Raw genomic sequence first — 13,898 nt, forward strand, 5'->3', positions numbered from 1 at the left:
GGGGTGCCGCTGGTGCACACCATGCACACCATGGCCAAGGTCAAGAACGCCGCGCTCGCCGAGGGCGACACCCCCGAACCCGCCGCCCGCATCATCGGCGAGCAGCGGCAGCGGCCAGCCCAGGCGGGGTGACCAGGGCGCGGCGCACAGCGCGCCCAGCCCGGTGGCCAGCAGCAGGTTCCGCAGCGCGACGGGCAGTTGGTCGGCCGTCCCCGTCGCGAGCGCGCCGACGGCGCAAACCGCCGCACCGGCGGCGAACGCGGCTGCCAGATGCCGGGCGAGGACGACGCGGCGGGAGCGTGCCGCCCGGGCCGAGAAGTCCCGCATACCGTCCTCAGCCGACAGGACGATCACGACGGCCACCGCGATCGGCAGCGCGTGCGCCGCTGCCACCGGGATGCCCGCGCCACCGCCGAGGTGCGGCAGCACGAGGAAGCGGTCGCCCCACCACAACCAGCCGGCCGCGCAGACCGCCAGCAGCGCCAGGGGCAGCGCACCGCCGTGGCCTCGCAGGTGCCGCAGCACCACGGCGCGGCGATGGCCCGCCGGAGGCGGCCCGGCGGCCTCCGGCAGGCGGCGGTCGCATGACGGGTCGACCGTCGGCCGCCCCGGTGTTCCGCCGGCGGCGCTCAGCACGGCGCGGCCTCCAGCTCGGCCGTCCACGCGCGGGCCCGGGCGGTCTGCTCGGCGTGCGGCAGCGCCAGCACCCGCACCACCTCGTCCGTACGGTCGGCATCCTCCCCCGACGAGAAGCTCCCACGGTTCGGCAGCCGGTCGGTGTCGAGCGCCCGCAGCTCCAGCCAGAGCGTCAGCGCGTCCTGCACCGCCCACTCCTGCGGGCCCCAGCGGTCACAGACCGGCAGCGTCGCCGCAACCGAGCCCCCCGCCATGGTCCGCGCCAGGTCCCCCCTCCCGTGGTCGAGGAGGAAGCCCTGCCCCACGGCGCCCGCTCCGGCCAGTCCCACCTCCCGATGGACGACCCCGGCCGGGATCACGCCCTCGCCCGCCGCCGCCAGCCGCCCGGCCATGTCGACCGCGTCGGGCAGCCGGTGCGCGTGCTCCGGCCAGACGCAGACCTCGCCGTCATCGACCGTCCCGTCGCAGGCGGGGTCGGCGGAGGTGCGCGCGGTGTGGAACCCCGCCTCCGGTCCGGACGGCATGGCGACGACTCCGACCAGCAGCGCCGCTGCCGCCGCCGGCCCGGCGAGCCGCATCGAACGCGCCGGCCGGCGCCCCGAGGGGCGCGCGTCGCTCCGGCCGCCGGTGAGGAGCACGACGGCGGTGACAGCCAGCGCGACCAGCGCCAACCGCCACACCAGGTGCGTCGCGGACAGCCGCTGCTCCACCCCCTGGTAGCCGATGGTCGCCGTCAGCGGCGACCCGTCCGCCATGACCGCGAGGAACAGCACGTAGCCGCCGACGGTGGCGAGCACGGGCGTGTAGCGGGTCGGCAGCAGTCGGCCCAGGACATGCCCGACCGCAGCGGCGAGGACCACCCCCGCCAGCCCGAACAGCGGATACTCCGGCCACGGCGCGCCCGGCAGTCCCACCGCAAGCGCGGCGCCCCAGACCACGGCAACCGCGGTGAGGTGGGCCGCGGCCAGCCAGGTGGCGTCGGCGGCGAGCGAGACCAGTTCCGCGGTGGAGCCGCGCCGCGAGGCGACGGGTGCGTCGGCACCGCGGCGGGCGGCCGCGCCCGCCCGGTGGGCGACCAGGCCGCAGCCGGCGACCATCAGCGGCAACGCCGCGGCCGACGCCGCGGCGGAGGCACGTGGCCAGGAGTCCTGCCACGCGCCGGGCAGCACGGCCATCGCCGCCGCCAGCGCGACCAGCGGCAGGTACCACCAGCGCAGCGGGGAGCGGCGCAGTTCGATCCGGTAGCCGGTCATGACGCGTCACGCGGCGCGGCCGCCCCGCCGTGCGCAGCCCCGCCGTGCGCAGCCCCACCGGGTGCTGCCCCACCGGGTGCTGCCCCACCGGGTGCTGCTTCGCCGGGGCGCGGGCCGGTGTCCGGTGACGGCCGGTGGTGCGCTGCCGGGGGCGGGGCGCCGGTCGGCAGGGGCGGCGCGGCGAGGGTCGCGGTGTAGCCGCGCTCCAGCGGGGTGTCCCCCGCGTCCTCATCCCCGGCAGCCGCCGCCAACTCCTCGGGTGTGCCGTCGAAACGCAGCCGCCCCTCGTACAACACGCCGACCCGGTCGCAGAGGTGGGCGGTGTCCTCCACCAGGTGGGTGGAGACGACGACGCAGCTGCTCGCCGACAGCTCCCGCAACACGGCCCGCAACCGCACGCGTTGCTGTGGGTCCAGGCCGTTGGCCGGTTCGTCGAGGATGACCAGATCCGGCTGGTCGCAGATGGCCTGGGCGACCCCGGCTCGGCGGAGCATGCCCCCGCTCAGCTTCCGCAGCGGGGTGTCGGCGCGGTCGCCGAGCTCGACGCGTTCGATCGCCTCGTCCGCGGCGCTGTTGATCCGGGCCGCCGGCACCTCCCGCAGCCAGGCGCAGTGCCGGACGAAGTCGCGGACGGTGAACCCGGGCGGGTGGGCGAAGCTCTGCGGCAGGTACCCGATGCGGCGGCGGGCGGCGCGGACCGCGCGCCGCGAGTCGAGGAGCGAGCCGAACAGCCGCAGTTGGCCGGGGCGCGGGGTCGGCGTCGTGGTAGCGAGGGTCCGCAGCAGGGTGCTCTTGCCGGACCCGTTCGGCCCGAGCAGCCCGAAGGCCCCGGCTCCGAGCGAGATGCTGAGATCGTGGATGACCGGTCGTCGCCGGTATCCCTGGCTGAGTCCGATGACGTCGAGCATCGTGCGGTGGAACCCCCGTCGTGTCTCCCCCTGCCCGGCGCCCCACGCCCCGGACAGCGGCCCGACGTTCGCTGCGGACCGCGCCCACGACCCTAGCCGTCACCCACCGTGCCCGGGAGTGGATCTTCGGTCATCCGCACTGGTGGCGACGGTGGTTGAACGCGCGCGCTGCTGCGTGCGGGGCGGCACGGGCACACCGGGCGGGCCGGCGCGGCCGAACCCCGTCGGGCACTCATCCGGCCTAACGACGGAGGGCGCCGACGTGGCGGACAATGGGCGCATGTCCTGTCACGGCGGTCCGCACGAGGACCACACCCAACCGGCGTCGTCGGCGGGCTCGGTCCTGTCCGTCGGATCGACCGGCTCCCTGCTGTCCATCGGCTCCGCAGGATCGATCCTCTCGATCGGTTCGGCGGGCTCCGTCCTGTCGATCGGCTCGACCGGTTCGGTCCTGTCGATCGGCTCGGCGCTGTCCGTCGGGTCGATCGGCTCGGCGATGTCGTTGTTCTCGATCGGATCGTTCCAGTCGATCACATCCGTGCTCTCCGGCCAGTCCGACCGCTCGCTCCTCTCCTGGCAGTCGACGGACTCGCGGTTCGCCCGGCGGCGGACGGGTCCGGCCCTGCAGCGACCTGCGCTTCCCGCGCAGCGGGTCGCCTCGCCGAGGACGCTCGCCGTCGGCGGCCTCGCGGCGGCGGCCTTCGCCGCGCTGGCGGTGCACGCCGCCGGCCGCCGCCGCCCGGGGGCGGGCGAGCGCTGAGAGGGTCGTGCGCGGACGTCGCGCGGCGACGGTGCGGGTCGCCCGGCGACCGGCCGCCGGGCTCTGGCACCGGTGGTCACGGTGTCTGCCGTAGCCTCCCGCCGCGGGTGTCGAGGGTGCCCGTGGCACCCTCGACACCGTCATCGCCCTCCACGGCCGCGCGCCGCGCACGGGCGTCACGGCGGAGCGTGACCTGGTTGAGTGCCAGCATCGCCAGGGCGAACGCCAGTTGTGCGGCATTCCAGGCCAGACGTCCCGCCGATTCCCCGGCGCTGATGCCCATCACCAGCAGCCATACCCAGACCATCGCCAGCAGGGTGAAGAGGACCACCCCGAACTTCGACATCCGCCGGTGCCATGGCGCGAGGGAGTACGTCGTGGTGCGGGTTGCCTCCGGCTGCCGATGCCGCAGAAGCAGCATCGCCGGAGGAGTGATCACGACCACGACGGCGACGAGGGCCCATTGGACAACCGTCCGGCTCGCGCCGGTGGCTCCGAGCACCACCCCCACCACCACCGTGAGCAGCAGCGCCACCCCGAGGAGCACGCCCGCCTTCCGCCCGCTCACGACGCCTCGCGGGTGTCGGTGCCTGCTGCTTCGGCTCGTGCTTCGGCGTCGCGCCGCAGGACCCGGCGCTGCCCGAACCAGCCGAGCACCATCGCCACGACCCAGAAGGTCCACCACAGCACGACTGCCACGCCACCACCGGTGACGAGGTACCACACCACGTAGCAGCAGGCCACCAGGCCCAGCGGCACCGACACCCACTGCACCACCCGGGCGGAGCGCCGCATCGAGTCACTCATCACGTATGTGCGGCGCTGCCGCATCGCGTTCTCTCCGCTCATCGCGTTCTCTCCTCTCGCTGGCGCACCCCGGGTACCGGGGGCGGGGGACGCATTGGCGCCGCGCAGGGACTCAGCGCGTCGGATCAGCCCGCCCCGTGGACTCTCCCCGACGCCCGGGCAGCAAAGGCCGTCTTCCTTCTGTTGGCTACTCGCATGACCATGAGCACCGAACCAGCGCAGAGCACCAGGAACAGAATCGCGAAGGGACGGACACCGAAATGATGGAGAACGAAACAGGTGATTGCCGCGGGCATCGCGAGAGCGACAGGCGCTAGCATCCAATCCTTTTTCGACATGCGACCCCTTCAACGTCAACGCGTTGGCCAGGGAGACGGGTCAAGAACCCTCAGCACCGACCTCGCGCCCCATCATGCAGGTTGAAGCTTCGCCGGGGCCATGCGACCAGAACCCGCTTTCGACCCCTCTCACCCGCCCCCGTTCTCTTCTTTCCCGCCATAAACGATAACGACAATGATCATTCCGATAACACTGAGCGCCCCGATCGCGAGACCAACCCACGTCGGAAGCCCCAGCGACACACCTTTGGCAACCAGTTCGCTCACACCGTCCTCTTTCTGTCGGTCTGCCGCTGCGGCGACGTAGCGGCAGCGAGGAAACCGGCCCCATTCCCGCGGCGGAGTCAGGGTCGGGGTCGGACACCGCCAGCAAGCCACCGGCCGCCCCCCGTGCTCCAGCGCCCCGGAGCCCGGCGGGTTAGAGGCGGATGACGGAGCCCCACCACTGCCCTCGCCTGGTTCCGTGCACGCCGACCCGGCGCGCCGCGAGCGCGGATGCGCACAGTTCCCCCCACGGGATGTCATGGACGGCGCACACCGCCGCCACGACCCGTGCACCCTTGCACAGTGATCACCAGGTGACTACCGGCAATGCCCTGGAATTCGGGGCGCATGCCCCCCAGAACACGCCACCGGTACACCAGGGCCGCAAGCCGGCGAACCCGCCGCGCGCCCACGCCCGCTGCCGCCTGACCCGCGTCGGGCAGCCCGACAGGACGCGTCCGCGCACGACCGGCCACCCGGGAGCGTCGACAGCGACCGCACCGGAATGGCCGGATCAGCCCCGCCGAACTGCGGCTTCCGGCAACGGACCGACGCACGCCGCGAGCCCGGCCCCGCTGGTTGCGGGGGCCGGGCCCAGGGGTGCGTCGTGCGCCGTGGGTGTCAGGCGACGGGGGTCATCAGCCGGCTCTCCTCCTTCTTCCGCGCCCGGGAGCGCTGGACGAGGAGGCCGGTGACGCCGAGCGCCAGGACGATGTACAGCGTCGCGGAGATCGGGCTGGAGACCAGGGCGAACGGGTCGCCCTCGCTGACGGCCATGGTGCGTCGGAACTCGGTCTCGGCGAGCGGGCCGAGGATGACGCCGATCAGCACGGGGGCGACCGGCAGCCCGTACCGCCGCATCCCGAAGCCCAGCAGGCCGATGGCGAGCACCAGGACCAGGTCGAAGACCTTGCTGCTGGTGGCGTAGATGCCGAGCATCGCGAAGACGGTGATGCCGGCGTAGAGGTAGTGCCGCGGCACCTTCAGCAGCTTCGCCCAGAGCGGGGCGAACGGCAGGTTGAGGATCAGCAGCACGACCATGCCGATGAAGAAGCTGGCCAGCAGCGCCCAGACCAGTTCGCTGGCCCGCTCGAAGAGCAGGGGGCCGGGCTGGAGCCCGTACTGGCGGAAGGCGGCCAGCAGAACCGCCGCCGTTGCGGAGGTCGGCAGGCCGAGGGCGAGCAGCGCGCCCATGGCGGTGCTGGCGGTGGCGTTGCCGGCGGCTTCCGGTCCGGCGACACCCCGGCCGTCGCCGCGCCCGAACATGTTGCCCGGCTTGCGGGCGGCGAGCCGGCGCTCGGTGCCGTAGGCGAGGAAGGTCGGCACCTCGGAGCCGCCCACGGGGATGATGCCGAAGGGCACACCGATGGTGGTGCCGCGCACCCACGCCGGGAGGGCGAGGCGGAACTCCTTGCGGGAGAGCCACAGTCGGCCGGCGGAGGTGATGAGCTTGGCCTCCTCCTTGGTGCCGCGCCGGGCCGCGACGGCGATGACCTCGCCGAGGGCCAGCAGCCCGACGGTGATCACCACGATGTTGATGCCGTCGAAGAGTTCGGGCATCCCGCCGGTGAACCGCGAGGCGCCGGACATGCCGTCGATGCCGACCAGCGCGATGGCGAGACCGATGACGAGCGAGGTCAGACCCCGCAGAATCGATTCGCCCACCACCGCCGAGATGGCGACGAACGCGAACACCGCGAGCGCCAGGTACTCCGCCGGCCCGAAGTGGGTGGCGAGTCTCGCCAGCGACGGCGCGAAGAAGACCACCAGGATCGCGGCGACGGTGCCGCCGAAGAACGAGGCGATGGCAGAGGTGGCCAGCGCCTGCGCGGCCCGGCCGTCCTGGGCCATCTTGTGGCCCTCGATGGTGCTGGCGATGGCGGTGCTGTTGCCCGGCGTGTTCATGAGGATGCCGGAGATGGAGTCACCGAACAGTCCGCCGAAGAGCACACCGGCGAACATGATGAACGCGCCGATGGGGTCGAGGGAGAAGGTGACCGGCAGCAGCAGCGCCACGGCCATCGCGGAGCCGAGCCCCGGGAGCACGCCGACGGCGGTGCCGAGCAGGGCGCCCACGAACACCCACAGCAGGTTCATCGGGGTGAGGACGGTCAGGAAGCCGTCCCCGAGGTTGCTCAGCTGGTTCATCAGAAGACTCCCGCGAGGATGCCGGGGGGAAGGTTGAGGCCCAGCCCCGCGGAGAAGGCCAGCTGGATGCTGGAGGACATCGCGACCGCCACGAAGATGTCGAAGACCGGTCGGCGGCTGCCGAGGGTGCGGGCGACGCCCCAGAAGAGCAGCGCGCCGGCGATGATCCAGCCCAGCGGCACGAGCAGCGCGATGAAGACGATCACCGTGCCGACCAGGCCGAGGACGGCGGGTCGGTTGGAGCGGATGCGCAGCGGCTCCTCCACGGCGGCTCCGCCGACGGCCGACGTCTCACCGGCGGCGGTCGCGCCGCCGACCGCGGTGGTGTCGCGGTCCGGGGTGGCGGCGGGCGCGGTGGCCTGCCCGTCCGGGGTCGCGGTGGTCGGCTCGGCCGTGCGGGCGGCAGTGCCGCCGGTGGCGGGAGCGGTGCGGGCGGCGACCTGCTCCGGCTCCGGTTTGCGCAGCACGTCCACCGCGAGCAGCACCGCGAAGACCAGACAGGCGACCGAGATGAAGGCCGGGAACATCTGCGGGCCGGGCGAGGCCACGCCGCTGGGCACGTCCATGGTGAACGTCCCGATGGCCAGGACGACGCCTGCGACCAGCAGCAGCGCCGGCATGACGAGGCCGGTACGGCGCGCGAGGAACTCCGAGTGCCCGCGGTCGGGGGCGGATTCGGTGGTCACAGCCCCAACTCCTCGATGACGGCGTCGACCCGGGCCTGGTCTTCGCTGATGAATGCGGCGAACTCGTCACCGGTCAGCAGCGCGTCGACCCACTTGTTGCGGTCGAGGGCGTCCTGCCACTCCGGTGTCTGGGCCATCTCCTCGACGATGTCGATGAGTTCACGACGCTGCTCGTCGGTGATCCCGGGTGGGGCCACCAGGCCGCGCCAGTTGGGGAGCGCCACGTCGATGCCCTGCTCGATCAGGGTCGGGGTGTCGATGCCGTCGACGGGCTCCTCGGCCGAGATGGCGAGGGCGCGGAGGTTGCCGGCCTCGATCTGGTCGCGGAAGTCGTTGTAGCCGCTGACGCCGAGCTCCACCGTGTGGGAGAGCAGCGCGGTGAGGACTTCGCCGCCGCCGGCGAAGGCGATGTAGTTCATCTCCTCCGGGTCGACGCCCGCCTCGCGGGCGGTGAGACCGGCGAGCAGGTGGTCGGTGCCGCCGAGGCCGCCGCCGCCGATGGCGTGGCTGCGGGGGTTCTCGCGCCAGGCCTCGACGAAGTCGTCCAGCGTCTCGTACGGGGAGTCGGCGGGGACGATCAGCACCTCGTAGTCCTCGGCGAGGCGGGCGATCGGGGTGGTGTCGTCGAGGTCGACGGGGCTGTTGTTGACGGTGATGGCACCTTCCATCACCGTGCCCGTCATCATCATCCGCGTCGGGTCGGCGCCCAGTTCCACGAACTGTCCGAGGCCGATGGTGCCGCCGGCACCGGGGACGTTGACGACCTGCACGTTGTTGACGATCGAGCCGGCGCGAAGCGCCTGCTGGAGCTCCCGTGAGGCGAGGTCCCAGCCGCCGCCGGGCGCCGCCGGCGCCGTGACGGTGAGCTTGGACCTCGGTGTGGCGCCCGAGGTGGAGTTGCTGGCGTCCACCGCGGCGAACCCCGCGAGGACCAGCGTTGCCGCGACCCCGAGGACCGCGAGCGCGGGACGTTTCTTCCGCACGGTCACTCCTTGATTGGCCTGTTTACAGAGGGTTTGGACCACCCGGAGGTGTCCGCCTAGTAGATATAGATGACCGCCAGGTGGTATACAACCCTTCAGTTCGAACAGATTTCAGAGGAGGCCCTGGATCGTGTCCGCACCAACCGCAGATGGCGGCGACAACGCCGGCGGAATCCGGGCCGTGAGCCGGGCGTGGCGCGTACTGCGCACCTTCACCCCGGACCGCATGTCCCTCTCCCTCGCCGACCTCGTCCGGGAGACCGGCCTGCCGCGGACCACCGTCCTGCGGCTGGTCGACACCCTGGCCGGTGAGGGGCTGCTGGAGGTGGGCGCGGACGCACAGGTCCGGGTCGGCACCAGCCTCATCGCGTTCGCCGCGTTCGCGGAGTCCGCCTGGGCTGTCCCGGCGGCGTCGCTGGCGCGGATGCGCGCGCTGGCCGCCGAGACGGGCGAGACCGTCAGCCTCTACGTGCGGGAGGGCACCCGCCGGGTCGTCGTCGGCCAGGCACCGAGCCCCAACACCCTCCGGCACGCGGTGCAGCCCGGCGACGAGCTGCCCATGACGGTCGGCTCCGCGGCGTACGTGCTGCTCGGCATGGAGCCGGAGTCCGAGCTGGACGGCCTGATCGGCCGCATAGTCGCCGAGGCGGGTCCCGACGGTCGTGCCGGCCCGGCCGGCACGACCGACGCCGCCGAGATCCGGGAGGGGGTCGCCCTCGCCGTGTCCCAGGGGTGGAGCCTGACCCACGGGCAGCGCGAGGCGGGTAACAGCGGCCTCGCCGTCCCCGTCCGCTTCCCCGACGCGCGCCGGCCCGCCCGCACCGTCGTCCTGGCGCTGGGCGGGCCGACCGTCCGGTTCACCGACGACAAGATCCCCGGCTTCGTGCACGCCGTCCGCCGCTGCGCGGAGGACGTGGCCCGCACCGGGCTGCCCCCGGCCCTCTACTGACGGGCGGGGCGCCACCCCCCGCCCGGGGTGCGCCCGGCCCGCGCCCGTCCGTGGCCGCAGCGCGGCCACGGCCCCCGACCCCAGGGAGAACCGTGCACGACCACCCCGCCCCCGGCGCGCTGCCGGCTGCCACCCTCTCCGACGCCATGGACCGCTTCGGCGCGGTCGAGGGCATCCGCCCGCTGTGGCGCGGCGCCGCCCTCTCCGGTCCGGCGTTCACCGTCTGGACCCGCCCCGGCGACAACAAGGGGCTGCACGCCGCGTTCGAGACGATCCGCCGTGGCGAGATCCTCGTCGTCAACGGCGGCGGCGACACCACGCGCGCCGTGATCGGCGAGCTGATCGTGCAGAAGGCCAAGGCACTGGAGGTCGGCGGCATCGTCCTCGACGCCGCCGCGCGGGACGTCGCGGAGCTGGAGGAGCTGGGCGTGCCGGTCTTCGCCCGCGCCGTCACACCGGCCGGACCGTGGAAGAACGGCCCGTACCGCGTCGGCGAGCCGATCGCCGTGGGCGGTGTCCCCGTCCACCCCGGTGACTGGGTCGTCGGGGACGACGACGGCGTCACGGTGGTCCCCCGGGCACGGATCGCGGAGACCGTCGCGGCGGCGGAGCAGCTCATCGCCGGCGAGGCCGAACGGCGCGCCGCCAACCAGAGGTTGGTGCCCCGTGACTGAGCACGCCGCTGCCGAGGCCGCCCCCGGCGGCGCGCGCCCCTCCGGCGCCGGGCGTCCGCTGGTCTGGATTCCCCGGCCCGTCCACGAGGACGCGGTCACCCGACTGCGGGAGCACGCCGAGGTCAGCCTCGGTCACGGCCCCGACGCGGAGACCTTCGACGAGGTCTGCGACCGCGTCACCGCGATCCTGCTGCGGACCGCCCGCGTCGACGGCGACATGATGCTCCGCGCTCCCAACCTGCGGGTGGTTGCGCGCCACGGCGTCGGGCTGGACACCGTCGACACCGACCGGGCCCACGAGTTGGACATCGCCGTCACCACGACGCCTGCCGCCAACACCCGTTCGGTGGCCGAGCACACCGTCGCGCTGCTGCTGGCGGTGCGCCGGGGCATCGGCATCGCCGTCCGCAACGAGGGCGGCGACGTCCGCGGGTCCATCCGCGGCCGTGAACTGAGCGGCTCGACACTGGGGTTGGTGGGCTACGGGCGGATCGCGCGCGACGTCGCCGCCATCGCCGCCGGCGGTTTCGGCATGCGCGTCCTCGCCCATGACCCGGGGCTCACCGACGCCCAGATCAGCGCGGCCGGGGCGGAGCCCGTGGACCTGCCGACGCTGCTCACCGAGACCGACAACCTCAGCCTCCATGTGCCGCTGGTGCCGGCGACCCGCGGACTCATCGGGCTGCCGCAACTGCGGGCGCTCCCCCGGGGCGCGGTGGTCCTCAACACCGCGCGCGGCGGCGTCCTCGACGAGGCCGCGCTGCTGACGGCGATCCGTGAGGGCCACCTCGCGGGCGCGGGACTGGACGTCACCGCGGTCGAACCGCTGCCGGCCGACCACCCGCTGCGGTCGGAGCCGACGGTCGTCATCACCCCGCACGTCGGGGCGCAGACCGAGGAGGCCATGCGCCGCGTCGCCCTGGAGGCGGCCGACCACGTCATCGCCCACCTGGGCTGACGCGCCCCGGACGGCGAGGGCCGGTGGTGACGCGACGGGCGTCGCGCACCACCGGCCCAGCCGCCTGGGTCCCGGCGCCGGCAATGCCGCCGATCGCACCGGTGCAGCCGTAGCCGCCGGCCGGCCGGCGCTGCATGGCCTACCGGCTCCCGGTGGCCCAGCAGACCGTCCAGGCCGCCCGTGCAGTCCCGGCCCTGCTCTTCAGGAAGCACTGCACGTTGCGGGCCTGCTGGTTGCCGAGGCCGAGGTTGTTGACGGCGGGCGGATCGACGTCGGCGGCCGCGGCTGGTGACGGTGCGCCGTCGCGCGGGCGGCGCCGCTGCGGCTGCGGACGGCCCGGTACCGGAGGTGGTCACCGTCTGCTTGTCAGCGCCGGCCCGGCGGTCGCGGAACCGGCGGTGACCAGCCCGCCCGCGCCGATCGCGGCGGTGGCGGCGATGGCGGCGATGGCGCTGAAGGTGACGAGCGTGCGGGAGGTCGTCTTCACGCGCATGGGTGTCTCTTCCTTCGTCCAGGGTTGACCAGGGTGCAACGCCGCCGGCGGTGTCGACCGCGGTGGCTGGAGCCGGGCGGCGCCGACCGATTCGGGCAGGCCGGAGACGACGCCTCCGGACCGCTCCATGAGGGACGCCTCGGCCCGGACGCCGTGCGTGTCCGCCCCGGGCCGGCGGCGAGACGGGGCTCGGCGAGTGCGCGTTGCCTTGCTGCTCGCGCCTACTGCGGATGCCGCGCTGCTACTGCGACGGCCCCCCTGGCTGCCGGAGTGCGGTGGGCCGCCGTCGCGAGTCCACGCGGGCGGCCCGTGCGTCGGCGTGCTTCATCGAGTCCTGCCCCTCCTCTGCGAGCGCCCCTGCCGCGCCTCCGCGCGCCCGGCCCGCTCACACCCCACAGTCAAGCCGTCTTGGCACGCCACGTCATGACGGCTGTCCAGGCAGTTCTCGGCAGCGCCGCCGCAGCGCCGCTTTCGGCGCGAAGGAGCAGCCCACCAGCGGGGCGTGCGCGGGCGGGGTGTGTCGCCGCCGACCGGGCGGTCAGGCGCGCAGCAGCGCCGTGGCCTCGTCGAAGAGCTGCACGGGGTCGGCGGCGCCGCCGGACTCCGCCCACGCGTCGACCGCGGCGTCGAGACAGGCGAGGGCAGCGGCGACGAAAGCGCGGGCACGCGGGTCGGGCGCTTCGGTCGCGGGGAGGCCGAGGCGGCGCTGGATGTCGGGCGCGAGCAGTTCCTGCCACCGCAGGTGCTTCTCCAGGTGGCGGGCGCGGAGCGTCGGAGCGTCGTGGTAGAGCCGGGCCAGGACGAGTTGCTCCTTGACCGACCCGTGGGTCGACCGCAGCCCGAGAAACGCCTCGCGGATCGCCGTCCAGGCCGACTCGTCCGCCGGTCGTGCCTCCAGCGCGGCCCGCACCGACTCGCCGATGGCGGCGGTGTCACCCATGACGAGGTCCTCCTTGCTTCCGAAGTAGTGGAAGAAGGAGCGACGCGAGATACCGGCCGCCGCGGCGATCTGGTCGACCGTGGTGGCGTCGAAGCCGTGCTCGGTGAAGAGGCGCATCGCCGCCGCGGCGATCTCCGCCCGGACCGCGCGGCGGGTCCGTTCACGGAGGCTGGGTGTCTCGGCCATGGGTTCAGTGTAGACAGCCTCACCGAAGGTAGATTGTTGCACCAAGTGCAAGAATGCGCTTAGGGTGCACGGCATGGCTGCTGTTGATTTCACCGACCAGTGCACCGTTGTCACGGGTGCGAGCTCCGGCATCGGAGCCGCGTTCGCACGCGAACTCGCCCGCCGCGGTTCCGACCTCGTCCTCGTCGCACGCCGACTGGACCGCCTGGAGGCGCTTGCCGAGGAACTCCGCGACGCTCACGGCGTCCGTGCCACCCCGATCGCCCTGGACCTCTCGCTGCCCGGGGCCGGACGGGCGCTGGCAGCGGATCTCGGCGACCGGGGCATCCCGGTGACCGGGCTCGTGAACAACGCCGGCTTCGGCACGGACAACCTGTTCCACACCGAGGACCCGGCCGCGCTGTCGGACGAGATCACCGTGGACGTCGCCAATCTCGTCGACCTCACCCGGGCGTTCATCGGCCCGCTGCGGGCCTCGGGCAACGGCATCCTGGTGAACGTCGCCAGCATGGCGGCGTACTCGCCCACGCCGGGCATGGCGGTCTACGGCGCCTGCAAGGCGTTCGTGCTCAGCTTCACGGAGGCGCTCTGGTACGAGTCGCGCGGGACGGGCCTGCGCGTGCTCTCCCTGGCGCCCGGCCTGACCCGCACCGAGTTCTTCGACGACCTGAGCGGCGGTGCCTACAAGGGGAGTTACGAGACGCCGGAGCAGGTGGTGCGTACCGCGCTGCGCGCCCTGGACCGGGGGCGGCGCCCGAGTGTGCAGTCGGGGCGGCGCAACGCGCTGGCCGGACGGCTCCCACGCCTCGTCACGCGCCGCCGCGCGGTGATCCTCAGCGGCGCGATGTCGGCACGTTCCGGCGCGGGCGGCGCGGGCGGCGCGGGCGTGGCACCCGCGCCGAGCCCGGCCTGACC

The 13,898-nt window shown here is 73.7% G+C and carries 16 protein-coding genes; 5 read left to right on the plus strand and 11 right to left on the minus strand.

All coding sequences use genetic code 11. The annotated features are described in order from the left end of the window. From HCN56_RS17355 to HCN56_RS17365, 3 genes are all read right to left on the minus strand, one after another. Positions 1-528, minus strand: a 528-nt coding sequence (locus HCN56_RS17355) for a hypothetical protein (protein WP_167972185.1), incomplete at its 3' end; no start/stop codon positions are given. Between the two features lie 101 nt (positions 529-629). Continuing rightward, entirely contained in the window at positions 630-1,889 is a 1,260-nt protein-coding gene (locus HCN56_RS17360) for a DUF7224 domain-containing protein (protein ID WP_167972187.1), read from the minus strand. Continuing rightward, positions 1,886-2,797, minus strand: a complete 912-nt coding sequence (locus HCN56_RS17365) for an ATP-binding cassette domain-containing protein (RefSeq protein WP_167972189.1) — start codon at positions 2,795-2,797, stop codon at positions 1,886-1,888. Before HCN56_RS17365 ends, HCN56_RS17360 begins: the two co-directional genes overlap by 4 nt. A gap of 280 nt (positions 2,798-3,077) precedes the next feature. On the opposite strand from HCN56_RS17365, the gene HCN56_RS17370 reads away from it, so the two are divergent. Then, on the plus strand, positions 3,078-3,557 hold the full coding sequence (locus tag HCN56_RS17370; protein ID WP_167972191.1) for a hypothetical protein: 480 nt from the start codon (positions 3,078-3,080) through the stop codon (positions 3,555-3,557). A 76-nt stretch (positions 3,558-3,633) separates the two neighbouring features. Here HCN56_RS17370 and HCN56_RS17375 read toward each other — a convergent pair whose 3' ends face one another. From HCN56_RS17375 to HCN56_RS17400, 6 genes are all read right to left on the minus strand, one after another. Next, complete coding sequence (locus tag HCN56_RS17375; protein ID WP_167972193.1) at positions 3,634-4,125, minus strand: hypothetical protein; 492 nt, start codon at positions 4,123-4,125, stop codon at positions 3,634-3,636. Then, on the minus strand, positions 4,122-4,406 hold the full coding sequence (locus HCN56_RS17380) for a hypothetical protein (RefSeq protein WP_167972195.1): 285 nt from the start codon (positions 4,404-4,406) through the stop codon (positions 4,122-4,124). The genes HCN56_RS17375 and HCN56_RS17380 overlap by 4 nt, the downstream gene beginning before the upstream one ends. Before the next feature lie 425 nt (positions 4,407-4,831). Further along, positions 4,832-4,969, minus strand: a complete 138-nt coding sequence (locus HCN56_RS17385; RefSeq protein WP_167972197.1) for a hypothetical protein — start codon at positions 4,967-4,969, stop codon at positions 4,832-4,834. A 618-nt stretch (positions 4,970-5,587) separates the two neighbouring features. Continuing rightward, positions 5,588-7,114, minus strand: a complete 1,527-nt coding sequence (locus HCN56_RS17390) for a tripartite tricarboxylate transporter permease (RefSeq protein ID WP_167932010.1) — start codon at positions 7,112-7,114, stop codon at positions 5,588-5,590. Next, positions 7,114-7,800, minus strand: coding sequence for a tripartite tricarboxylate transporter TctB family protein (locus tag HCN56_RS17395; RefSeq protein ID WP_312871278.1), 687 nt, complete (start codon positions 7,798-7,800; stop codon positions 7,114-7,116). Before HCN56_RS17395 ends, HCN56_RS17390 begins: the two co-directional genes overlap by 1 nt. Beyond that, positions 7,797-8,783 carry a Bug family tripartite tricarboxylate transporter substrate binding protein gene (locus HCN56_RS17400; protein WP_167972199.1) on the minus strand — a complete coding sequence of 329 codons (987 nt, stop codon included), beginning with the start codon at positions 8,781-8,783 and terminating at the stop codon, positions 7,797-7,799. Before HCN56_RS17400 ends, HCN56_RS17395 begins: the two co-directional genes overlap by 4 nt. A 130-nt stretch (positions 8,784-8,913) precedes the next feature. On the opposite strand from HCN56_RS17400, the gene HCN56_RS27285 reads away from it, so the two are divergent. From HCN56_RS27285 to HCN56_RS17415, 3 genes are all read left to right on the plus strand, one after another. After that, complete coding sequence (locus tag HCN56_RS27285) at positions 8,914-9,732, plus strand: IclR family transcriptional regulator (protein WP_312871279.1); 819 nt, start codon at positions 8,914-8,916, stop codon at positions 9,730-9,732. A 92-nt stretch (positions 9,733-9,824) separates the two neighbouring features. After that, the gene (locus tag HCN56_RS17410; RefSeq protein WP_167972200.1) at positions 9,825-10,406 is read left to right on the plus strand and encodes an RraA family protein; all 582 of its coding nucleotides are present in this window, start codon (positions 9,825-9,827) and stop codon (positions 10,404-10,406) included. Next, complete coding sequence (locus HCN56_RS17415; protein ID WP_312871280.1) at positions 10,399-11,364, plus strand: hydroxyacid dehydrogenase; 966 nt, start codon at positions 10,399-10,401, stop codon at positions 11,362-11,364. The genes HCN56_RS17410 and HCN56_RS17415 overlap by 8 nt, the downstream gene beginning before the upstream one ends. A gap of 352 nt (positions 11,365-11,716) precedes the next feature. On the opposite strand, the gene HCN56_RS17420 is transcribed toward HCN56_RS17415, so the two are convergent. After that, positions 11,717-11,857, minus strand: a complete 141-nt coding sequence (locus HCN56_RS17420) for a hypothetical protein (RefSeq protein WP_167972202.1) — start codon at positions 11,855-11,857, stop codon at positions 11,717-11,719. Positions 11,858-12,395: 538 nt separating this feature from the next. Beyond that, a complete protein-coding gene (locus HCN56_RS17425) occupies positions 12,396-12,983 on the minus strand; it encodes a TetR/AcrR family transcriptional regulator (protein ID WP_167972203.1) in 588 nt (195 codons plus the stop codon). Positions 12,984-13,056: 73 nt separating this feature from the next. Between HCN56_RS17425 and HCN56_RS17430 the strand changes: the two genes are divergently transcribed. After that, on the plus strand, positions 13,057-13,896 hold the full coding sequence (locus HCN56_RS17430; RefSeq protein ID WP_167972205.1) for an SDR family NAD(P)-dependent oxidoreductase: 840 nt from the start codon (positions 13,057-13,059) through the stop codon (positions 13,894-13,896). Positions 13,897-13,898: the final 2 nt, after the last annotated feature.

The sequence above is a fragment of the Streptomyces lonarensis genome, assembly GCF_012033735.1.
Classification (GTDB): Bacteria; Actinomycetota; Actinomycetes; order Streptomycetales; family Streptomycetaceae; genus Streptomyces; species Streptomyces lonarensis.